This is a genomic window from Stenotrophomonas sp. ZAC14D2_NAIMI4_7 (assembly GCF_003086675.1).
GTDB lineage: Bacteria > Pseudomonadota > Gammaproteobacteria > Xanthomonadales > Xanthomonadaceae > Stenotrophomonas.
On sequence record NZ_CP025995.1, the window covers coordinates 1,174,997 to 1,194,895 of the forward strand.

The 19,899-nt window shown below is 67.9% G+C and carries 21 protein-coding genes; 5 read left to right on the forward strand and 16 right to left on the reverse strand.

The window, feature by feature from the left end:
* Positions 1-24: 24 nt before the first annotated feature.
* The 5 genes from C1922_RS05465 to C1922_RS05485 form a co-directional block, all read right to left on the reverse strand.
* Positions 25-702 carry a Fe2+-dependent dioxygenase gene (locus C1922_RS05465; RefSeq protein WP_108748833.1) on the reverse strand — a complete coding sequence of 226 codons (678 nt, stop codon included), beginning with the start codon at positions 700-702 and terminating at the stop codon, positions 25-27.
* 49 nt (positions 703-751) lie between these two features.
* Complete coding sequence (locus tag C1922_RS05470) at positions 752-3,070, reverse strand: catecholate siderophore receptor Fiu (protein ID WP_108748834.1); 2,319 nt, start codon at positions 3,068-3,070, stop codon at positions 752-754.
* Between the two features lie 140 nt (positions 3,071-3,210).
* The gene (locus C1922_RS05475) at positions 3,211-3,612 is read right to left on the reverse strand and encodes a hypothetical protein (RefSeq protein ID WP_108748835.1); all 402 of its coding nucleotides are present in this window, start codon (positions 3,610-3,612) and stop codon (positions 3,211-3,213) included.
* 194 nt (positions 3,613-3,806) lie between these two features.
* On the reverse strand, positions 3,807-4,139 hold the full coding sequence (locus tag C1922_RS05480; protein WP_108748836.1) for a non-heme iron oxygenase ferredoxin subunit: 333 nt from the start codon (positions 4,137-4,139) through the stop codon (positions 3,807-3,809).
* A complete protein-coding gene (locus C1922_RS05485) occupies positions 4,136-4,675 on the reverse strand; it encodes a GNAT family N-acetyltransferase (RefSeq protein ID WP_108748837.1) in 540 nt (179 codons plus the stop codon). Before C1922_RS05485 ends, C1922_RS05480 begins: the two co-directional genes overlap by 4 nt.
* Positions 4,676-4,835: 160 nt before the next feature.
* Here C1922_RS05485 and C1922_RS05490 point away from each other — a divergent pair, with 160 nt between their 5' ends.
* A complete protein-coding gene (locus C1922_RS05490; protein WP_108748838.1) occupies positions 4,836-5,486 on the forward strand; it encodes a transposase in 651 nt (216 codons plus the stop codon).
* A 15-nt stretch (positions 5,487-5,501) separates the two neighbouring features.
* Here the strand turns inward: C1922_RS05490 and C1922_RS05495 are convergent, their stop codons facing one another.
* The 5 genes from C1922_RS05495 to C1922_RS05515 form a co-directional block, all read right to left on the reverse strand.
* Positions 5,502-6,758, reverse strand: coding sequence for a cysteine desulfurase (locus C1922_RS05495; RefSeq protein WP_108748839.1), 1,257 nt, complete (start codon positions 6,756-6,758; stop codon positions 5,502-5,504).
* A complete protein-coding gene (gene sufD / locus C1922_RS05500) occupies positions 6,755-8,017 on the reverse strand; it encodes a Fe-S cluster assembly protein SufD (protein WP_108748840.1) in 1,263 nt (420 codons plus the stop codon). The genes C1922_RS05495 and sufD overlap by 4 nt, the downstream gene beginning before the upstream one ends.
* Complete coding sequence (gene sufC / locus C1922_RS05505; protein ID WP_108748841.1) at positions 8,017-8,781, reverse strand: Fe-S cluster assembly ATPase SufC; 765 nt, start codon at positions 8,779-8,781, stop codon at positions 8,017-8,019. The genes sufD and sufC overlap by 1 nt, the downstream gene beginning before the upstream one ends.
* Positions 8,782-8,845: 64 nt before the next feature.
* The gene (gene sufB / locus C1922_RS05510; protein WP_108748842.1) at positions 8,846-10,321 is read right to left on the reverse strand and encodes a Fe-S cluster assembly protein SufB; all 1,476 of its coding nucleotides are present in this window, start codon (positions 10,319-10,321) and stop codon (positions 8,846-8,848) included.
* A gap of 17 nt (positions 10,322-10,338) precedes the next feature.
* The gene (locus C1922_RS05515) at positions 10,339-10,794 is read right to left on the reverse strand and encodes an SUF system Fe-S cluster assembly regulator (RefSeq protein ID WP_108748843.1); all 456 of its coding nucleotides are present in this window, start codon (positions 10,792-10,794) and stop codon (positions 10,339-10,341) included.
* Between the two features lie 204 nt (positions 10,795-10,998).
* Between C1922_RS05515 and C1922_RS05520 the strand changes: the two genes are divergently transcribed.
* Both C1922_RS05520 and C1922_RS05525 read left to right on the forward strand, forming a co-directional pair.
* Positions 10,999-11,466: an SET domain-containing protein-lysine N-methyltransferase gene (locus C1922_RS05520; RefSeq protein ID WP_108748844.1), complete on the forward strand. Its 468-nt coding sequence runs from the start codon at positions 10,999-11,001 to the stop codon at positions 11,464-11,466.
* Between the two features lie 197 nt (positions 11,467-11,663).
* A complete protein-coding gene (locus C1922_RS05525) occupies positions 11,664-12,206 on the forward strand; it encodes a type 1 glutamine amidotransferase domain-containing protein (protein WP_108748845.1) in 543 nt (180 codons plus the stop codon).
* 31 nt (positions 12,207-12,237) lie between these two features.
* On the opposite strand, the gene C1922_RS05530 is transcribed toward C1922_RS05525, so the two are convergent.
* From C1922_RS05530 to C1922_RS05545, 4 genes are all read right to left on the reverse strand, one after another.
* Positions 12,238-12,834: a DUF1439 domain-containing protein gene (locus tag C1922_RS05530; RefSeq protein ID WP_108751491.1), complete on the reverse strand. Its 597-nt coding sequence runs from the start codon at positions 12,832-12,834 to the stop codon at positions 12,238-12,240.
* A gap of 80 nt (positions 12,835-12,914) precedes the next feature.
* Positions 12,915-13,457 carry a hypothetical protein gene (locus tag C1922_RS05535; protein ID WP_108748846.1) on the reverse strand — a complete coding sequence of 181 codons (543 nt, stop codon included), beginning with the start codon at positions 13,455-13,457 and terminating at the stop codon, positions 12,915-12,917.
* A gap of 55 nt (positions 13,458-13,512) precedes the next feature.
* On the reverse strand, positions 13,513-13,821 hold the full coding sequence (locus C1922_RS05540; RefSeq protein ID WP_108748847.1) for a DUF3861 family protein: 309 nt from the start codon (positions 13,819-13,821) through the stop codon (positions 13,513-13,515).
* A gap of 280 nt (positions 13,822-14,101) precedes the next feature.
* Entirely contained in the window at positions 14,102-14,500 is a 399-nt protein-coding gene (locus tag C1922_RS05545) for an HU family DNA-binding protein (protein WP_108748848.1), read from the reverse strand.
* A gap of 359 nt (positions 14,501-14,859) precedes the next feature.
* On the opposite strand from C1922_RS05545, the gene C1922_RS05550 reads away from it, so the two are divergent.
* The gene (locus tag C1922_RS05550) at positions 14,860-15,291 is read left to right on the forward strand and encodes an OsmC family protein (protein ID WP_108748849.1); all 432 of its coding nucleotides are present in this window, start codon (positions 14,860-14,862) and stop codon (positions 15,289-15,291) included.
* Between the two features lie 40 nt (positions 15,292-15,331).
* On the opposite strand, the gene C1922_RS05555 is transcribed toward C1922_RS05550, so the two are convergent.
* Together C1922_RS05555 and C1922_RS05560 are read right to left on the reverse strand one after the other, a co-directional pair.
* Positions 15,332-16,210, reverse strand: a complete 879-nt coding sequence (locus tag C1922_RS05555; protein WP_108748850.1) for a PhzF family phenazine biosynthesis protein — start codon at positions 16,208-16,210, stop codon at positions 15,332-15,334.
* A gap of 96 nt (positions 16,211-16,306) precedes the next feature.
* On the reverse strand, positions 16,307-17,182 hold the full coding sequence (locus C1922_RS05560; RefSeq protein WP_108748851.1) for a PhzF family phenazine biosynthesis protein: 876 nt from the start codon (positions 17,180-17,182) through the stop codon (positions 16,307-16,309).
* Between the two features lie 75 nt (positions 17,183-17,257).
* Here C1922_RS05560 and C1922_RS05565 point away from each other — a divergent pair, with 75 nt between their 5' ends.
* A complete protein-coding gene (locus C1922_RS05565; RefSeq protein ID WP_108748852.1) occupies positions 17,258-19,852 on the forward strand; it encodes a bifunctional aspartate kinase/diaminopimelate decarboxylase in 2,595 nt (864 codons plus the stop codon).
* Positions 19,853-19,899 lie beyond the last annotated feature (47 nt).

Below are 19,899 nucleotides of genomic sequence, written 5' to 3' on the forward strand. Positions count from 1 at the left end.
GGCCTCGCGCGCCGGGTACATCGCTCAGACCTCGCTCCAGCGCCGCAACAGGTTGTGGTAGACGCCGGTCAACTGCAGCACGGCACCGGGGTCGGCGCTGGTCTGCCGCAGGCGCTCGATGGAAGTATCCATTTCCCACAGCAGGCGGCGCTGGGCATCGTCGCGGATCATGCTCTGCACCCAGAAGAACGAGGCCACGCGCGCGCCGCGGGTGACCGGGGTGACCTGGTGCAGGCTGCTGGACGGGTAGACGATCAGGTCACCGGCGGGCAGCTTCACTTCGTGTTCGCCGTAGGTATCGCTGATCACCAGTTCGCCGCCGTCGTACTCTTCGGGGGCGGACAGGAACAGGGTGCAGGAAATGTCCGAGCGCAGCTGTTCGCCGTTGGCCAGGTTCATCACCGCGCCGTCCACGTGGAAGCCGTAGGTGCCGCCGCCGGTGTAGCGGTTGAAGCGTGGCGGCAGGATCTTCAGCGGCAGGGCCGCAGCGAAGAACAGCGGGTGGCGCTGCAGGGCGGCCAGCACGATGCTGCCCAGTTCGGCCTTCAACGGCGATGCATCGGGCAACTGCTGGTTGTGCTTTACCCGCGCGCCCTGCACGCCCACCGTTTCGCGGCCATCGGCCCAGTCGGCCGCATCCAGGCGCCGCCGCAGCTGGGCGACATCGTCGGAAGACAGGACCTGCGGAATGTGCAGCAGCATGGCGGTTCCTCGAAAGGCGCGGGGGAGGCGGGCTCCCCCGCGCGCTGCATCAGAAGCGGATGTCCGCGCTGAGCAGGAAGGTGCGCGGTGCACCCGGGGTGTAACGGTAGCCGCTCTTGTTGATGCTGGCCACGTACTGCTTGTCGAACAGGTTGTAGCCGTTCAAGCGCAGCGACACGTGCTCGTTCACGTCCCACGAGACCATGGCGTCGTACACCGCATAGGACTTGGTGAACGACGGGGTGCCCACCGCGCCGTCGGTGCCGCGGTGCATGCCGGCGGCGTAGCGCACGCCACCACCCACGGTGATGCCGTGCGGCAGCACGTAGCTGGTCCAGCCGGTGAACGTATCGTCCGGGGTGTAGGTCAGGTTGGTGGTGCCGTCGGCGGCCACCTTCGCGCCTTCCTTCACTTCGGTATCCAGATGGCTGAAGCCGGCGCTGACCGACCAGTTTTCGGTCACCCGGCCGACCGCCGACAGTTCCACGCCCTTCACCCGCTTGCTGCCGGTCTGGGTGGGGTTGCCGGCATCGTCCAGCACGGTGGTGTTGATCTCGTTGTCCACGTCGGTCTGGAACAGCGCCAGGTTCACCGCCAGTGCGTCATCCATGAAGCCCCACTTGCTGCCCACTTCGAAGGTCTTGGCCTTCTGCGGGTCCAGCTTGGGGTTGTCGGCGCTGCTGGCCGAGCTGCTCAGCTGGAAGTTGGCGCCGCCCGGCGGCTGCTGGGAAATGGCGTAGTTGGCGTACAGGCTGACCGTGTCGCCGACCTTGTACAGCGCGCCCAGCTTCCAGTTCAGCAGGGTGTCGCTGGCTTCCAGGGTGGGGTTGCGCAGCACGGTGCCGGTGGGGTTGCTGCCGCACACCGGGCCGCCACGACCGCCACACACCGACGCGCTGGCGTACTCGGTCCTGTAGTGGTCGGCGCGCACGCCGGCGGTCAGCAGGAAGCTTTCACCGAAGGACAGGGTGTCGAACAGGTAGACCGAGGAGGTGGTGGTCTTGCCGTGCGCGTCGGCACCGTTGTGCGCCCAGTTCAGACCGCTGACGTTCCAGTCCGGGTCGTACAGGTTGGCGGCCGGCCAGCTGGTGCCGGCAGCGGCGGCCTGGCCGTAGCTGTCCAGTTCCTCGCGGGTGAATTCCAGGCCGGCGCTGAGTGCGTGGCCGACCGCGCCGGTGGCGAAGTCCGCGCGCAGGTTCAGCTGATCGGTAAGGATCGTGTTGCGCTGGTCCTTGAAGGTCGGCAGGCTGCGCGCGATGGCGTAGCTGGAGAGGTCGGCCGGGTTGGTATAGGTGATGTTGCCGGTCGGGCGGCCGCCCGCGCCGCGCACGCCGGTGCCCATGAAGGCGGTGAGCAGGTAGTCCTGTTCGGTGCGGCCCCAGCGCGCGGTGTTGCTCAGGCGCACGCTGTCGTTGAAGTCGTGCTCGAAACGGAAGGTGGCCATCTGCGCGGTCACGTCATCGTGGTCGGCGCGGGTGCCGTAGAAGTTTTCCGGATCGACCGGGTGGCCGGCCAGCGCTTCCAGGGTCGGCTGCGGGGTCCAGCCCGGCAGCCCCAGGGTGGGCACGCCACCATCGGGCACGTTGTCCTGCTTCACGTACAGCAGGTTGAGGTAGTAACGGGTCGCGGTACCCAGACCGAAGGCCAGCGACGGTGCGATGCCCCAGCGCTTGTTCTGCACGTGGTCGCGGCCGGGCTGGTCGCTGTCCTGCCACATGCCGTTGATGCGCAGCGCGCTGGTGGCGCCCAGCGACTGGTTCCAGTCGGCGGTGGTGCGGCGCTGCTGATCGCTGCCCAGCGAAATGCTGGCCGAGGTGGCGTCCTGCAGGTTGGCCTGCTTGCTGACCAGGTTGATCGCACCGGTCGGTGCCGAACGGCCGTTGTCGGTGCCGGCCGGGCCCTTGGTCACTTCCACCTGTTCGATGTTGAACACATCGCGGGAGATCGAGCCCAGGTCGCGCACGCCGTCCACGTACAGGCTGTTGGAGGTGTCGAAGCCGCGCATGAACAGCGCATCGCCGGTGGTGGTGTTGCCGTTCTCGCCAGCATAGAAGGTGCCCACGCCGGGGCTGTTGCGCAGCGCTTCGGTGAGGGTGGTGGCGCCCTGCTGGTTGAACAGGTCGCTGGTGATGACCTGGATCGTCTGCGGGGTGTCCTGCAGGCGCTGGGTGAACTTCGGCGAGGCGACCTTGTCGGCCTTGTAGCCGCGCGTGGCGTGCACGTCGATCTTGTCCAGGGTACGTGCGTTGTCGGCCGCTTCGGCGTGGGCCAGGGCGGGCAGGGTGGCCAGGCCGAGGCCGGCGGCCAGGGTGGCCAGCGGCAGGGAACGAAGCGGGGTGGCGTGCTTGCGACTCTTGATGGGGCTCATGGGCATGGGAATGAAAGACAGGAATGGGCCGTCGGCGCGTGCGCGACAGGGGCGGGAACGAGGGCGGGAACAGGAACGCGCGCACCGCGGAGGCGGGCGAGAAACGACGATGCAGCGAAGCGCGCGCAGGCGCGCCGCGATCAGGCCAGGACGGCCGGAGGCGCGTGCGAGGGCGGCTGGCGCCGGTTGCGAGTGGCGACCGCCGTGGTGACTGCCGGGGCAACCTTCGTGTGCGGCGGCGCGACCGGCGGCGTGCGCTGGCAGAGCTGCGCAGGCGGCAGGGGTTCGTCTTCGGGCGCACCTTCGGCCGGCGCTTCGCTGCGCGGCAGGCGTTCGTCCGGGGGCAGGCTGCCATCGGGCGCGTGTGGCGCACTGTCCAGCAGGGTCGCCGGCGAGGCCGCCATCAGCGACGGTGCCGCGGCGCCCCGGCCCTCATGTAGGGCCGACCAGCCCAGCAGCAGGGTCAGCAGCGCTGCGGCAAGCAGCGGCCACCCCTGGCGGGCAAGCTGGCACAGCGTGGCGGTGGCCGCAGGCAAAGCCATGGCGCGGTGGCGTTACAAACCGTTACGAACGAGGCGCGCAGGATAACACCAACGATAATGATTCGCATCTGCGTGGTGGGCGGGCGTTCCTGAATGGGCCTGGGGCGGCCTGGCAGGCCCGTGGCGGCCAGTGCGGGTTCAATCCGCTACTGGGTGGATGGGCGCGCGCCAGGGCGCGCAACGCCCTTGCTGGGTCAATCGCGGTCGTCGCGGGTCCAGATTGCGTCGTGCTCGCGTTTCACTGGAAACTTCGGCACGGCGGTGTAAGCCGGGGCGCACAGGGCGCGACCATCGCGCACGTCGAACCGTGCGCCATGCAGCACGCACTCGATGCTGCCCTCGCTGGTGTTGAACTCACCCGAGGACAGTTCGAATTCCTCGTGGGTGCACTGGTCTTCCAGCGCGTACAGTTCGCCGTCCAGGTTGAACACGACGATGGGCGTGCCGGTCACCTCGTCGAACACGCTCTTCATTTCACCCGGCAGCAGTTCTGCGCCGGCGCAGACGAAGGTCCAGGCCTCGCTCATGCCGATGCCCCGGCCAGCGGCTTTTCCAGGATTTCAAAGCGCAGGTCGTCGCGCTTGGGAATGCCGAAGCGTTCGTCGCCATAGGGGAAGGGCTTCTTGATGCCGGTACGCTGGTAGCCCCGGCGCTCGTAGAAGGCGATCAGTTCATCACGCACGTCGATCACGGTCATCTGCATCACCGGCAGCTGCCACTCGCGCGCGGCATGGGCTTCGGCTGCTTCCATCAGCTTCTTGCCGACGCCGCCGCCCTGCTGCGCCGGGTCGACCGAGAACATGCCGAAGTAGCCCTTGCCGTCGACATCGGCGACATGGGCGCAGGCCACCAGGCGGCCCTCGCGTTCGGCCAGCAGGATGGTCGAACGCGGGCGGTCCAGGTCGGCCTGGATGCCTTCGGCGTCGATGCGGGCGCCGTCCAGCAGGTCGGCTTCGGTGGTCCAGCCCACGCGGCTGGCATCGCCACGGTAGGCGGAGGTGACCAGGGTGATCAGGGCGGGGATGTCGGCCGGCGTGGCGGCGCGGAAAGTCAGGGTGCTCATGCCGCCATTCTAGGTGGGGTGGGGGCGCCCGCAAATGGTCCGGGGCAATGGGATGGGGGCCAATGGGATGGGGGCCAATGGGATGGGGGCCAATGGGATGGGGTCAGATCCCTTTCGCAGCGCGAAAGGGCTCTGACCCCCTTGGCAATCGGAGACGCCCATGCCCCGCCCGCGCCGCATTGATGCACCAAGTTTCCCGCAGCACATCGTCCAGCGCGGCAACAACCGGCAGACGGTGTTCTTCAGCGATGGCGACCGCGTTGCCTACCTGCGTCTGCTGTGCAGCCAGGCGGATCAGCAGGCATGCCGGGTCCACGCCTACGTCCTGATGCACAACCATGTCCATCTGCTGGTAACACCTGATTCGCCCGGTGGGCTCTCGAGGATGATGCAGGCGGTGAGCCGTGCCTATGTGCGCCGGGTGAACGAGCGGCAGGGCCGAAGCGGCACCCTCTGGGAAGGGCGCTTTCACTCCACGCTGGTGGATTCGGATCGGTACCTGCTCGCCTGCCAGCGCTACATCGAGCTCAATCCGGTGCGGGCGGAGATGGTGGCGCATTCCGGGGACTACCGCTGGTCGAGCTACGGGGCCCATGCACAGGGCAGGGAGAACGCGCTGTTGGTGCCGCATTCTGCGTTTGAGGTGATGGCTGCCGATGTGGAGGAGCGGCGCCGGCGCTACGCCGCGTTCATCGAACAGGGCATTCCTGCGGGGGATCTGGCGTCGATACGGAAGGCATTGCAGTCGCAGCGGCGGTTGGCTGGTGTATTGACGGGGTCAGAGCCCTTTCGCGGTGCGAAAGGGATCTGACCCCGCTCCGTGGGCTCAGCCCAGCAGCTTGCGCACTTTGTTCAGTGCCACGATGAAGCGCTCGATTTCGGCGTGGGTGTTGTAGAACGCCAGCGAGGCGCGGCAGGTCGCAGCGACGCCGTAGTACTGCAGCAGCGGGTGGGCGCAGTGCTGGCCCGAGCGCACGGCAACGCCTTCCAGGTCCAGCAGGGTGGCCAGATCGTGGGAGTGGGCGCCGTCGATCAGGAACGAGACGACCGCGGCCTTGTCCGGCGTGGTGCCGAAGATGCGCAGGCCGTCGATCTTCTGCAGCTCTTCGGTGAAGTGCGCCAGCAGTTCGGCTTCGCGCGTTTCCACGTGGTCCTGGCCGAGCGCTTGCAGATAATCAGCGGCCACGCCCAGGCCAATGAAGCCGGAAATGTTCGGGGTGCCGGCTTCGAACTTGTGCGGGGCGTCGTTGAACACGGTGCCGTCGAAGCTGACTTCCTTGATCATCTCGCCGCCACCGAGGAACGGTGGCATGGCATCCAGATGTTCGCGGCGGGCCCACAGGGCACCAGTGCCGGTCGGGCCGCACATCTTGTGGCCGGTGATGGCATAGAAGTCGCAGCCGATCGCGGCCACGTCCACCTTGCGGTGGGGCACGGCCTGCGAGCCATCGACCACGGTGATGATGCCGCGTTTGCGTGCCTCGCGGCAGATCTCGCGCACCGGGTTCACCGTGCCCAGCACGTTGGAGACGTGGGCCACGGCCAGCAGCTTGACCTCGGCGGTCATCGCCTTGCGCAGCGCGTCCAGGTCCAGTGCGCCGTCGGGGGTGATCTCGGCCACGCGGATGGTGGCACCGGTGCGCTGGGCGACCAGCTGCCACGGCACGATGTTGGCATGGTGTTCCATGCGCGAGACCAGGATCACGTCACCGGCCTTCAGCCGCGGCAGTGCCCACGAATAGGCGACCAGGTTCAGCGCGAAGGTGGTGCCGCTGCACAGCACCAGCTCGCTGGCGCGGACGTTCAGGAAGCGCGCCAGCTTGGTGCGCGCCCCTTCGTAGGCGTCGGTGGCTTCGGTGCCCAGCGCGTGCACCGCACGGCTGACATTGGCGTTGTAGCGGCGGTAGAACTCGTCCACCGCGCCGATCACCTGCACCGGCTTCTGGCCGGTGTTGGCGTTGTCGAAATAGACCAGCGGTTTGCCGTGCACTTCGCGCATCAGCAGCGGGAAGTCGAGGCGGACGCGGTCCCAGTCCGGCGTGCCGGCAGGGGTTTCGATCGGGCGCGGCGTGGACAGGTTCATGCCACACCCGCCTCGGCCAGGGCCTTGTCCAGGCGGCGCGCCAGTTGCTCGCGCAGGGCTTCGGGCAGCACCTTCAGCGGCTCGTGGCAGAACGCGGCGCTCAGCAGGGCCTGCGCCTGGGCCTGCGGCAGGCCGCGCGAACGCAGGTAGAACAGCGCGTTGGCATCAAGCTGGCCCACGGTGGCACCGTGTGCGGCCTTCACTTCGTCGGCGTCGATCACCAGCACCGGCTGGGTGTCGATCTCGGCATCGGCCGACAGCAGCAGGTTCTTGTTGGACAGGTTCGCGTCGGTGCCGTCGGCGCCTTCGCGGATCTGGATGCCACCATGGAACACCACGCGGCTGCGGTTGGCCGCCACACCGCGCCACAGCAGCTCGCTGCTGGTATCGCGGGCGATGTGGTCGATGCCAAGGCGGGTGTCGACGTGGCGGCGGCCATTGCCGAGCAGCACGCCGTTGGCGGTCAGCTGGGCGTTGTCACCTTCCAGACGCACGTTCAGTTCATGGCGGCTGAGCGCGGCGCCCAGTTCCAGGTCGACGCGGTGGTACTGCGCATCGCGTGCCAGCACGGCATCGGTACGCAGGAAGCTGGTCTGGCGCGCGCTGCCGGCCTGCACGCGGGCGTGCTTGAGCACGGCGTTGCGGGCGACGTGGGCGTGCAGCACCGTGTTGTCCAGGTGCGCCGAGTCGCCCACGCTGAAGCGGTGCTCGACCACGCCCAGGCTGGCGCCGGCACGCAGTTCGATCAGGTGGCGGTGGTGCCAGGCCAGATCGGTCTCGCCGGCCACGCTGGCGAACACCAGCTGCAGCGGCACTTCAACCTGCACGCCTTCATCCACGCGCAGCACCACGCCTTCATCGGCCAGTGCGGCATTCAGGCGGGCGAACACTTCGTCGCTGCGCTCGTAGCGGCGGCCGAGGAATCGCGCGGCATCCTCACCTGCGGCCAGCGCCGAGGACAGCGCTTCCAGCTGCACGCCGGCCGGCAGGCCGTGGGTGTCGCTCAGGCCATCGTGCAGACGGCCGTTGACGAATACCAGGCGCGGTGCGGGAATGTCGGCCAGTGCCTCGGCATCCAGCGCGGCCGGCGCCTGCGGTGCGGGGGCGAAGGCGCGGCGCTCCAGCTGGCGCAGCGAGGTGTATTTCCAGGCTTCGCTGCGTGCAGCGGGCAGGCCGTCGCGCAGGGCAGCATCGAGCACGTCGCGGCGCGCATCGCTGCCGCAGAAGGCCTGTGCCATCGAGTCGAGCAGGGCGCTCATCAGACGGCCGCCTCGCGCACCACGCGGTCCTTCAGGAAGTCGTAGCCGTGGGCTTCCAGTTCCAGCGCCAGTTCCGGGCCACCGGTCTTGACGATGCGACCATCGGCCAGCACGTGCACCACGTCCGGCTTGATGTAGTCCAGCAGGCGCTGGTAGTGGGTGATGACCAGAAACGAACGGTCGGCCGCGCGCAGCGCGTTCACGCCGTCGGCCACGCTCTTCAGCGCGTCGATGTCCAGGCCCGAATCGGTTTCGTCCAGGATCGCCAGCTTCGGCTCCAGCACGGCCAGCTGGAAGATCTCGTTGCGCTTCTTCTCGCCACCGGAGAAGCCTTCGTTGACGCCACGGTGCAGCAGCTCGTCCTTCAGGTGCAGCACGGCCAGCTTCTGACGCACCAGCTTCAGGAACTGCATGGAATCCAGCTCGTCCTGGCCACGCGCCTTGCGCTGGGCATTCAGGGCTGCGCGCAGGAAGTAGGTGTTGTTCACGCCGGGGATTTCCACCGGGTATTGGAAGGCCAGGAACAGGCCGGCGGCGGCGCGCGCTTCCGGGTCCTGGTCGAGCAGGTCCACACCGTCGAACTGCACGCTGCCTTCGGTGACTTCGTAGCCGTCACGGCCGGCCAGGACATTGCCCAGGGTGGACTTGCCGGCGCCGTTGGGGCCCATGATGGCGTGCACCTGGCCGGGCTTCACGTCCAGCGACAGGCCCTTGAGGATTTCCTTGTCGCCGATGCGGGCGTGGAGGTTGTCGATCTTCAGCATGATACGAATCCAGTAGCGCCACGCCGTGCGTGGCTGAATAATCAGAACGAAGGCAGCAGGCGGGTCAACCCACCGAACCTTCCAGCGAGACTTCCAGCAGCTTCTTGGCTTCCACTGCGAATTCCATCGGCAGTTCGCGGAACACCTGCTTGCAGAAGCCGTCGACGATCATCGACACCGCGTCTTCCTGGCTGATGCCACGGGCGCGGCAGTAGAACAGCTGGTCGTCGGAAATCTTCGAGGTGGTGGCCTCGTGCTCGACGGTGGCGCCCGGGTTCTTCACCTCGATGTAGGGGAAGGTGTGGGCACCACACTGCTTGCCGATCAGCAGCGAATCGCACTGGGTGTAGTTGCGCGCGCCATCGGCGTTGCGGTCGACCTTGACCAGGCCGCGGTAGGTGTTCTGGCCGCGGCCGGCGCTGATGCCCTTGCTGACGATCTTGCTCTTGGTGCGCTTGCCGACGTGGATCATCTTGGTGCCGGTGTCGGCCTGCTGGCGGTGGTGGGTGAGTGCCACCGAGTGGAACTCGCCCACCGAATCGTCGCCCAGCAGCACGCAGGACGGGTACTTCCAGGTAATCGCCGAACCGGTCTCGACCTGGGTCCAGGTGACCTTGCTGCGCGCACCACGGCATTCGGCACGCTTGGTGACGAAGTTGTAGATGCCGCCCACGCCGTTCTCGTCGCCCGGGTACCAGTTCTGCACGGTGGAGTACTTGATCTCCGCATCTTCCAGCGCGACCAGCTCGACCACCGCGGCGTGCAGCTGGTTCTCATCGCGCATCGGCGCGGTGCAGCCTTCCAGGTAGGACACGTAGGCCTTGTCCTCGCACACGATCAGGGTGCGCTCGAACTGGCCGGTGTGGCCGGCGTTGATGCGGAAGTAGGTGCTCAGTTCCATCGGGCAGCGCACGCCCTTGGGAATGAACACGAAGCTGCCATCGGAGAACACCGCCGAGTTGAGCGCGGCGAAGTAGTTGTCGCCCACCGGCACCACGGTGCCCAGGTACTGGCGCACCAGTTCCGGGTGTTCCTTGATGGCCTCGGACATGGAACAGAAGATGATGCCCTTCTCGGCCAGTTCCTTGCGGAAGGTGGTACCGACGGACACCGAGTCGAACACGGCGTCCACCGCCACGCCGGCCAGCTTGGCGCGCTCGTGCAGCGGCACGCCCAGCTTGTCGTAGGTATCGAGCAGTTCCTTGGGCACGTCATCCAGCGAGGCGTACTTCGGGCCCTTCGGCGCGGAGTAATAGCTGAGCGCCTGCAGGTCGATCGGCGCGATCTGCAGCTTGGCCCAGTTCGGCATCGGCATGGTCAGGAAGTGACGGTAGGCGTCCAGGCGCCACTGCGTCATCCATTCCGGCTCTTCCTTCTTGGCCGACAGGGCACGGATGGTGTCCTCGTCCAGGCCAGCCGGAAGCGAGTCCGATTCGATCTCGGTGATGAAGCCGGCCGAATACTTGCGGCCAAGCTGCTCGTGGATCTCGCGGTTGGGGGTGTCGTCGTGGGCGACGGTTTCGATGGTTTCGGTGGCCATGGGGGGCTGCCTACGGATCAGGAGACGACGTCGACAGCGATGGTGCGGCGCTGTTCGTCATCGACAAGGGGAAGAGGGGGCAGGATCTGGGCCAGGCTGACAGCGCGCAGGGCCTCGGACACCACATCGTTGATCAGCCGCCAGCTGCTGCGCGCGCCGCACTTGGGCGCCATGCCGCACTGGTGGTGGTCGTGGCTGCATTCGGTCAGGGCCAGCGGCCCTTCCATCGCTTCGACCACCTCGAACAGGGTGATCTGCCCGGGCGCGCGGGTGAGCCGGTAGCCGCCGCGCACGCCGCGCAGGCCTTCCACCAGACCAGCCTGGGCCAGCGGCTTGAGCACCTTGCTGACGGTGGGCGGTTCCAGACCAGTGAATTCAGCCAGTTCGGTGGCACTGAGCACCTCGCCCGGGCGGGCGGCGAGCACGGTCAGCACGACGGTGGCGTAATCGGTGAGCTTGGTGACGCGCAACATGGGGATGCGAGTGGTTCTTAAAGCGGACTGAAATTGTACGCTTTTCTTCGCCGGCATCCAACCCGGCCATTCAGCCGGCGCTGGGCCGGCGGCGGGGCACCCCGGCGGCGGGGTGGGGCGACATGCTGCGGCATGGGGGTGATTTTCGCAATCACTGTGAATGGGTGAGAATCGGGGTTCCTATTGCTGCCAACCCCCTTGCCGATGCCCAAGAAGATCCAAGCCCGCAAGTCCGCCATCCATGGCAACGGCGTGTTCGCCGTGGCCCCGATCAAGCAGGGCGAGCGCGTGATCCAGTACAAGGGCCTGCTGCGCAGCCATGGCGATGTCGATGCCGATGACAGCGGCGATGTGGAAAGCGGCCACACCTTCCTGTTCACCCTGAACGATGACTGGGTGATCGACGCCAACTACAAGGGCAACGACGCACGCTGGATCAACCACAGCTGCGACCCGAACTGCGAGGCGGTGATCGAGGAAGACGAGGACGGTGACAGCCGTGGCGACAAGGTCTTCATCGAAGCGCTGCGCGATATCAAGGCCGGCGAAGAGCTGACCTACAACTACGGCATCGTGCTGGCCGAGCGCCACACGGCCAAGCTGAAGAAGATCTGGGAGTGCCGCTGCGGTTCGCCCAAGTGCACCGGCACGATGCTGCAGCCCAAGCGCTGACCGGTATCTGTAGAGTCGAGCTCGACTGCCTTGGCTGCCTTGGCTGCCTTGGCTGCTTTGGCTGTCGGCCGCCGCCGGGTGGAGTCGAGCATGGCTCGACTCTACAAGGGCCGCCTGCACCTGGCGTGCACGGTGGGGTCACCGGGGTGCAATGGGCCTTCAACGACCCTGTCTGCTCCCTTTCCGGAGCATTCGACATGACACAGCGACTTGGTGGCAAGCAGATTGCCATTCTTGCCACCCACGGTTTTGAACAGTCCGAACTGACCGAACCCAAGCGCCTGCTGGAAGCGCAGGGCGCCACGGTGACCGTGGTTTCCCCCGCGAAGGAAGCCAGTATCAAAGGGTGGAAGGACAAGGACTGGGGCGGCGTGGTGGCCGTGGACCTGCCGCTGGCCGACGCCGATGCAGGGCAGTTCGACGCACTGGTGCTGCCAGGCGGGGTGATCAATCCCGATTCGCTGCGCACCGACGAGGCCGCACTGGGCTTCATCCGCAGTGTGGCGGCGGCGGGGAAACCGGTGGCCGCGATCTGTCACGGCCCCTGGCTGCTGATCAACAGTGGACTGGCCGAAGGCCGCGAGGTGACATCCTGGCCGTCGCTGCGACAGGATCTTGCCAACGCCGGCGCACGCTGGCGCGACGCCGAAGTGGTGGTGGACGGCAATCTGATCACCAGCCGCAAGCCGGACGATATTCCGGCGTTCAGCGAGGCGGTGGTGAACGCGTTGGCGGCCTGACCGAAGGCGCCGGGCCAGGCCCGGCGCTACCTCAGTTGCCGAGCAGGCCGGCCGGTACCAGGCTGCCCAGGTTCTGGTTGAAGGTGACCACCAGCTTGCCATTCTTGACCTGTGCCGACTGCACCTGCAGCGCGCCCAGCACGCCGGCCACGCCCGGGTCCAGCTTGTAGATAGGTTCGCGGCGCGCGTAGTCGCTCAGGGCGGCGTTGAGCAGGGCGCGGGTGCGCGAATCCAGGCGCCCGCCCTGGCTGGCCGGGGTGAAGTCGTCCACGGTCGGGTCCTGCAGGTGGAAGCCTTGGCTTTGCGCGTCGTAGCGCAGGCCACTGCTGAGCTTCACTTTGCCCAGATTGGTCGGATTGCCGCCCGCCGTGGCCAGCGCCAGGTCCATGCCCAGGTTCAAGCGTTCGCCGGCCGGCAGGCTGAGCTGCGGGTGGCTCATGGTCAGGGCGATCAGTCCGCCGAGGGCGTCCTGGGTACGCGGGAAGCTGCCATCCAGGTACTGCTGGACGTCACTGGCACCGACCGACAGTTCGCGGCCGGAAATCGAGGGGGCTGCCTGCGCGCCGATGGCGGCGGCAATCAGGACGGTGGATGCAGCAACACGGGTCAGCAGGGGACGCAGGCGCATGGCGGTGACCGGGCAGGTGATGGGGTGGCTCACAGAGTAGCGGTGGACGCTGAATCGCGGGTGCACGTGGCAAACAGGATTCAGTCCAGCGTGGGTTCCAGCTTCGCCGACTGGATCTGCCAGCCCTGGCCATCGGCGCGTGGTTGTACGCGGTACCAGCCGTGGAAGCGGAAGGTGCCCTGGCCGGTGCTGGCACGCACCCGCACCGGCACTTCCAGCAGGCGGGAGGGGCGTTCGTTATCGCGGGGCAGGGGTGGTTCGCTGTCCAGGCGCAGGCTGTGCAGGTCCGGCAGCTGTCGCAGCAGCGCGTCGTCGGCGTGGCGTGGGTCAGCCGGGGCGAAGGCCCAGGCCGCATCACTGCCGCTGCGGTTGCCGTTGAGCAGGTCCAGGATGTAGCGGTTGAGCATATGCGCGGGTGCTTCGCTGCCGGCTGCGACTGCGCCGAACAGCGGGTCGACCGTCTGCGCTGCGAGGGCGCCTGGCGGAGCGTCGGCAGCAGGGGTAGTCGCGACAGTTGCATCGGCCGCTGCGGCGGTGGTGGCGGCCGACGCGGATGCGTCCGCCGGGGCGCGCGAACATCCCATCAAGGCAAGGGCAAGGCACCCTCCCACGATACTGCGCATGTCTGCCTCCTCCCCGAGGCCAATGGGAGGCGGCAGTGTATCGGCTGGGAGGGGATCAGCGCGATGCGATGCGCTGGTCCAAGGCCTGCAGCGCGGCAAGCAGGTCGGGCGCCACTGCCGCCAGGGCGTGGCCCTCGCTGTCGGCATGGCGCTGGACGATATCGCGCAGCAACTGCGCGGCGACCACCAGGGTGGCGCGTTCGTCACCGCTCAGGCCGGGCGTGCGCGGGGCGGCTTCCAGCAGCCGCATCAGGTCGCGGCTGGCGCGGTGTTCCAGTTCGATGGTGCAGCGCCCGGTGCACTGGTGCCCGTCCTTTTCGATGGGGGTCACCGAGATCCGGTAGCGGGTGGAGGGGCTGGCCATGGTGGGTGTGCTCGCCTGTCGGTGGTGGGATGGGCCCACCATAGGCAAGCCGGTGACCGGCGGCGACGGCCCGCGCTGCACGCAGTGTTCCACCCGGTCCGTTCCTGCGGCGGAAAACACCGGTTGCGGCCAATGCTGGTGCGGCTGTCAGCCAGCGCAGTGCACGCGCGGAAACGCTGTGTTGCGGTTTCCGTGCACCTGCCCGACAGGGCGGGCGGACGTGCAAAAAAAACGGGACGGCCTGCGCCGTCCCGTCAGAAGATCGCCGTGGGGCGCGCGCTTACAGCGCAGCGTCCTTGAGCTTCTTCAGCGGGCGAACCTTGAGCTTGGTGGTGGCCGGCTTGGCGGCGAACCACTGTTCTTCCTTGGTGAACGGGTTGATGCCCTTGCGCTTCGGCTTGGCCGGCACATTGACGGTGGAGATCTTCAGCAGGCCCGGCAGGGTGAAGGAGCCAGCGCCCTTCTTGTGCACCGAGGAAGCGACAGCGCTTTCCAGCGAGGCCAGCACCGCGCGCACGTCCTTGGCGACAACGCCGGACGCTTCAGCGATGTGTGCAACCAGGCCCGACTTGGTCAGCACTTCCTTGATCGGCTTCGGAGCGGCCGGCTTGGCGGCTGCCTTCGTCGCGACTTTCTTCACTGCCTTTTTCGGGGCAGCCTTCTTAGCGGTCTTTGCCATGGTTTCCTGTTCCGTGAACGGTTGGTTGTTTGGTCGGCGCCGAACCCCGTCGGCAAGCGCAATGTAGGGCAACTCGTGGGCGCCGCCAATAGCCCGCAGTGCTGAAAGTGCAGGTTTTTTCATATCCAGACCGATTCAGTACATGGCGCGCGGCAGGGGATTGCGCGGCTCTGGTGCGCTGCGGGATGCGGGCGATCCGCGCGAAAGTACTGAAAACAAGGGAAAAATGCGCCATCGCCTGGCGAAGAAGTGTCCACGGCGCTGGCCCGGGACAGCGTCTGCCACTGCGGCGGAGCGACGCAGGGCTAACGCTGGCCGTGGCAGGGTAAGCGTTCACCAACGCCACGCAGGAGCTGCACATGGGAATCTCGCGACACGCCACCGCGCACTGGGAAGGGGATCTGAAGTCGGGCAAGGGCCAGTTGAGCACCCCGCAGAGTGGATTGCTGGACAAGACACGCTACGGCTTCAACAGCCGCTTTGGCGAGGAAAAGGGCACCAATCCGGAAGAGCTGATCGCCGCCGCGCATGCGGGCTGCTTCACCATGGCGCTGTCGGCCAAACTGGGCGAGGCCGGGTTTACACCGACCTCGCTGGACACCGAAGCCAAGGTGGATCTGTCGATGGAAGGCGGCCCGCAGCTTTCGCAGATCCGCCTGAAAGTGAAGGCCGTGGTGCCGGGCATCGATGCGACCCAGTTCCGCGCCATTGCCGATGACGCCAAGCAGAACTGCCCGGTGTCCAAGGCGCTGAGTGCGGTGCCGATCAGCCTGGATGCCGAACTGGGCTGAGGCCGGGTAGCGCCGGGCCATGCCCGGCGCCCCACAACGGTCACCAGTCGATGGTTCCGGCGATCACGGTCTGCACCTGGCCGCCGGACCACACTTCGCCGTCTGCATCGACCCGCAGGGTCAGGCGCGCATCGTGGCCGACCTCGCGGCCCTGGCTGACTTCATACGGTTCGCGACCGCGCGGCAGCACCCCGCGCAGGTCCAACCAGGCTGCCAGCACGGCATTCGCCGCGCCCGACGCCGCATCTTCGAAGCGCCGCCCGTTGCCCACGAAGGCGCGCACCGCCAGATCGTAGCCCTCGTTGCCATCGCTGAAGGCGTAGGCGAACACGCCCATGCTGTCGGTGGATTCGGCCAGGGTGGAGATCGCGTCCCAGTCCGGCTGCAGCGCACGCAGGCGTGCTTCATCGGCCACCTGCACCACCCACCAGCTGCGGCCGCCCTGCATGCGTGCCGGCGGCAATTCGCCCAGCGGCCAGCCCTGCAACGCGGCCTGCAGGCGCGGATCATCGGCCTGCGCGGTTTCAGCCAGCTGCGCGCGTGGGGTACGGATGGCGATGCGCTGCCCGGCACCTTCGCCGATCACCTGCAGGGGCAGTGCGCCGGCGATGCCGTCCTGCACCAGCACGCCATCGACCGGTGCGGCCAGGCCGGCCTGCAGTACCGCATGGGCGGTGCCGACGCTGGGGTGGCCGGCGAAGGGCACCTCCTTCTGCGGGCTGAACATGCGCAGCCGGTAGCTGCTGCCAGCGGTCTGCGGCGCGAACACGAAGGTGGTTTCCGGCAGCCGGGTCCAGCGCGCGATGGCCTGCATGGCGGTGTCGTCCAGGCCCTCGGCATCGAGCACCACGGCCAGCGGATTGCCGGCGCCGGCGCGCGGCGAGAACACATCCAGTTGCAGGAAACGGCGTGCGGACATCAGGGAAAGCTCCAGGAAATGGGGAAATGGTAGCGCGGGGCCATGCCCCGCGAGCGCGTAGCGCGGCGCGGTGATGCCGCTGGGCATGGCCCCGCGCTACCAGCGGATCTGGCCGTCGATCACCGGCTGCACCTGGCCGCCGATCCACACCGTGCCTTCGGCATCGACGCGGACATGGACATGGCCGTCGCGGCCGACTTCGCGGCCCTGGCTGGCCACGTAAGCACCCGCGCCGCCGGGCAGGGCGCCACGTTCGCGCAGCCAGGCGCCGATCAGCGCATTGGCGCTGCCGGTCACCGGGTCCTCGGGCACGTTCACCGCATCACCGGGGCAGAACGCGCGCACCACGCGGCTGTGCCCCGCAGACGTCTCATCGGCGAACACCACCACGCCGGTCGCACCGGTAGCGTTGGTCCAGTCGCGCAGGGCGGCCATGTCCGGCGCCAGCGTGCGTACCGCGGCGGCATCGCGCAGCGGCAGCAGCCACCAGCGCGGGCCGTTGTCCCACAGCTCGGGCGCCTGACCGTCGGCGGCCCGTGCCAGCAGCGCGTCCGGCACCGCGCCGGGGGCGGTCTGCAGGCGGCGGGCCGGCGGGCTGGCCAGTTCGATGTGCGGGGCATCGGCCGCGCCGCTCACCCGCACCGGCAGCAGGCCGGCGGCGCATTGCTGGACCAGGGCGCCGCCCTCACCCGGCGTGGCCAGGCCGCAGGTGACCGCTGCCCAGGCCGCGCCGACGCTGGGGTGGCCGGCGAACGGCAGCTCGCTGCCCGGGGTGAAGATGCGGATGTGGTAGTCGGCACCGGCGGCGCTGGGCTGCAGGAAGAACACCGTCTCGGACAGGTTCAGCCAGGCGGCCAGGGCCTGCATGCGGGCCCCGGACAGGCCCTCGGCGCCCAGCACCACCCCCAGCGGGTTGCCGCTGCCGGGCTGGTGGGCGAAGACATCAAGCTGCAGGTAGCGGAAGGCGGCCATCGGCGGGTCCATTGGGCTTAGAATCGAAGGTTCCGCCCCCTCGGGCGGCTCCCCCACATTACACATAGCCTATCCATGTCAGCTTCCCCCCTTGTCGATCGTTGGATCGTACTGAAGTTCGGCGGCACCTCGGTGTCGCGTCGCCACCGCTGGGACACGATCGGGAAGCTGGCGAAAAAACGCGCGGAAGAGACCGGCTCGCGCGTGCTGGTGGTGGTCTCGGCGCTGTCCGGGGTGACCAATGAGCTGACCGCCATTGCCGATGGCGCGGCCGACAGCCGCGACCGGGTGGCCGCGCTGGTCGAGCGCCACCTGAGCTTCCTGGATGAACTGGGCCTGGGCCACGACGTGCTGGCCGAGCGCCTGGCCGTGCTGCAGGGCCTGCTGGACGATGCACGTGCCCCCGCCCGTACGCTGGACTGGCAGGCCGAAGTGCTGGGCCAGGGCGAGCTGCTGTCCTCGACCCTGGGCGCGGCCTACCTGCACGCGTCGGGCCTGGACATGGGCTGGATGGACGCCCGCCAGTGGCTGGACGCGATGCCGCCGCAGCCAAACCAGAGCGAGTGGTCGCAGCGCCTGTCGGTGAACTGCCAGTGGCGCGCCGACGCGGACTGGATGCAGCGCTTCCGCGCACAGCCGACCCGCCTGCTGATCACCCAGGGCTTCATTTCCCGCCACGCCGACGGCGGCACCGCCATCCTCGGCCGCGGTGGCTCGGACACCTCGGCGGCGTACTTCGGTGCGCTGCTCGGCGCCAGCCGCGTGGAAATCTGGACCGACGTGCCGGGCATGTTCAGTGCCAACCCCAAGGACGTGCCGGACGCGCGCCTGCTGACCCGCCTGGACTATTACGAAGCGCAGGAAATCGCCACCACCGGCGCCAAGGTGCTGCATCCGCGCTCGATCAAGCCGTGCCGCGATGCCGGCGTGCCGATGGCCATCCTCGATACCGAGCGCCCGGAACTGCCGGGCACCAGCATCGATGGCAGTGCCGCACCGGTGCCGGGCGTGAAGGCGATCAGCCGCCGCAACGGCATCGTGCTGGTGTCGATGGAAGGCATCGGCATGTGGCAGCAGGTCGGCTTCCTGGCCGATGTGTTCGGCCTGTTCAAGAAACACGGGCTGTCGGTGGACCTGATCGGTTCGGCCGAAACCAACGTCACCGTGTCGCTGGACCCGTCCGAGAACCTGGTCAACACCGATGTGCTGGCCGCGCTGTCGGCCGACCTTTCGCAGATCTGCAAGGTGAAGGTGATCGTGCCGTGCGCGGCCATCACCCTGGTTGGCCGTGGCATGCGCTCGCTGCTGCATAAGCTGTCGGACGTGTGGGCCACGTTCGGCCGCGAGCGCGTGCACATGATCTCGCAGTCGTCCAACGACCTGAACCTGACCTTCGTGATCGACGAAGCCGATGCCGATGGCCTGCTGCCGATCCTGCATGCCGAGCTGATCGACAGTGGCGCGATGCCGGTGGAAGAAACCGAAGTGTTCGGCCCGCGCTGGCGCGAGATTGCCGGCACCGTGCGCCCGCGCGGCACGCCGTGGTGGCGTGGCCAGCGTGCGCACCTGCTGCAGCTGGCCGACGCCGGCACGCCGCGCTACGTCTACCACCTGCCCACCGTGCGTGCCCGCGCCCGCGCGCTGGCCGCGATCAAGCCGATCGACCAGCGCTACTACGCGATCAAGGCCAACAGCCACCCGGCCATTCTGCAGCTGCTGGAAGCCGAAGGTTTCGGCCTGGAATGCGTATCTCACGGTGAGCTGAAGCACGTGTTCCAGCACCTGCCGGAACTGTCGCCCAAGCGCGTGCTGTTCACCCCCAGCTTCTGCCCGCGCGAAGAGTACGAAGCCGGCTTCGCGCTCGGCGTCACCGTCACCGTGGACAACCTGGAAGCGCTGCAGCGCTGGCCGGACCTGTTCCGCAACCGCGAAATCTGGCTGCGCGTGGACCTCGGTCGTGGCGAAGGCCACCATGCCAAGGTCCGCACCGGCGGCAAGGATTCCAAGTTCGGCCTGCCGATGGCGCGCGTGGATGAGTTCGTGCGCACCGCCACCGATCTGGGCACCCGCGTGGTCGGCCTGCATGCGCACCTGGGCAGCGGCGTGGAAACCGCGCAGCACTGGCGCCTGATGTGCGATGAACTGGCCGGTTTCGCCCGCCGCATCGGCAGCGTGCAGACCATCGACATCGGTGGTGGCCTGCCGATTCCGTACAGCGAGGAAGACGAGCCGTTCGACCTGGACGCCTGGGCCGAGGGCCTGGCCGAGGTCAAGGCGCTGCACCCGGCATTCCGCCTGGCAATCGAGCCGGGCCGCTACCTGGTGGCTGAATCGGGCGTGCTGCTGACCCATGCCACCCAGGTGGTGGAAAAGGACGGCGTGCGCCGCGTCGGCCTGGATGCCGGCATGAACACGCTGATGCGCCCGGCCCTGTACGACGCCTGGCACGACATCGAGAACCTCAGCCGCCAGGGCGGTTATGCCGAAGCGGCGTTCGATGTGGTGGGCCCGATCTGCGAGTCCAGCGATGTGTTCGGCAAGCGCCGCAAGCTGCCGGTGTCGACCGCGCCGGACGACGTGATGCTGATCGCCGACGCCGGTGCCTACGGCTACGTGATGTCCAACACCTACAACCAGCGGGCGATGCCGCGCGAAGACGTGATCGAGTGATCGCTGCCCTCCGCGCCCTGCACCCGCCCACCGACACGTCCTGCGCC

Bases quoted from the DNA above. Each gene is read 5' to 3' on its own strand.
- C1922_RS05555 (WP_108748850.1), bottom strand. From the start codon at position 16,210: ATGTCCGCACGCCGTTTCCTGCAACTGGATGTGTTCTCGCCGCGCGCC.
- C1922_RS05560 (WP_108748851.1), bottom strand. From the start codon at position 17,182: ATGGCCGCCTTCCGCTACCTGCAGCTTGATGTCTTCGCCCACCAGCCC.
- C1922_RS05495 (WP_108748839.1), bottom strand. From the start codon at position 6,758: ATGAACCTGTCCACGCCGCGCCCGATCGAAACCCCTGCCGGCACGCCG.
- C1922_RS05565 (WP_108748852.1), top strand. From the start codon at position 17,258: ATGTCAGCTTCCCCCCTTGTCGATCGTTGGATCGTACTGAAGTTCGGC.
- C1922_RS05490 (WP_108748838.1), top strand. From the start codon at position 4,836: ATGCCCCGCCCGCGCCGCATTGATGCACCAAGTTTCCCGCAGCACATC.
- C1922_RS05475 (WP_108748835.1), bottom strand. From the start codon at position 3,612: ATGGCTTTGCCTGCGGCCACCGCCACGCTGTGCCAGCTTGCCCGCCAG.
- C1922_RS05465 (WP_108748833.1), bottom strand. From the start codon at position 702: ATGCTGCTGCACATTCCGCAGGTCCTGTCTTCCGACGATGTCGCCCAG.
- C1922_RS05550 (WP_108748849.1), top strand. From the start codon at position 14,860: ATGGGAATCTCGCGACACGCCACCGCGCACTGGGAAGGGGATCTGAAG.
- C1922_RS05470 (WP_108748834.1), bottom strand. From the start codon at position 3,070: ATGAGCCCCATCAAGAGTCGCAAGCACGCCACCCCGCTTCGTTCCCTG.
- C1922_RS05530 (WP_108751491.1), bottom strand. From the start codon at position 12,834: ATGCGCCTGCGTCCCCTGCTGACCCGTGTTGCTGCATCCACCGTCCTG.
- sufC (WP_108748841.1), bottom strand. From the start codon at position 8,781: ATGCTGAAGATCGACAACCTCCACGCCCGCATCGGCGACAAGGAAATC.
- C1922_RS05515 (WP_108748843.1), bottom strand. From the start codon at position 10,794: ATGTTGCGCGTCACCAAGCTCACCGATTACGCCACCGTCGTGCTGACC.
- C1922_RS05540 (WP_108748847.1), bottom strand. From the start codon at position 13,821: ATGGCCAGCCCCTCCACCCGCTACCGGATCTCGGTGACCCCCATCGAA.
- C1922_RS05480 (WP_108748836.1), bottom strand. From the start codon at position 4,139: ATGAGCGAGGCCTGGACCTTCGTCTGCGCCGGCGCAGAACTGCTGCCG.
- C1922_RS05520 (WP_108748844.1), top strand. From the start codon at position 10,999: ATGCCCAAGAAGATCCAAGCCCGCAAGTCCGCCATCCATGGCAACGGC.
- sufD (WP_108748840.1), bottom strand. From the start codon at position 8,017: ATGAGCGCCCTGCTCGACTCGATGGCACAGGCCTTCTGCGGCAGCGAT.
- C1922_RS05535 (WP_108748846.1), bottom strand. From the start codon at position 13,457: ATGCGCAGTATCGTGGGAGGGTGCCTTGCCCTTGCCTTGATGGGATGT.
- C1922_RS05525 (WP_108748845.1), top strand. From the start codon at position 11,664: ATGACACAGCGACTTGGTGGCAAGCAGATTGCCATTCTTGCCACCCAC.
- C1922_RS05485 (WP_108748837.1), bottom strand. From the start codon at position 4,675: ATGAGCACCCTGACTTTCCGCGCCGCCACGCCGGCCGACATCCCCGCC.
- C1922_RS05545 (WP_108748848.1), bottom strand. From the start codon at position 14,500: ATGGCAAAGACCGCTAAGAAGGCTGCCCCGAAAAAGGCAGTGAAGAAA.
- sufB (WP_108748842.1), bottom strand. From the start codon at position 10,321: ATGGCCACCGAAACCATCGAAACCGTCGCCCACGACGACACCCCCAAC.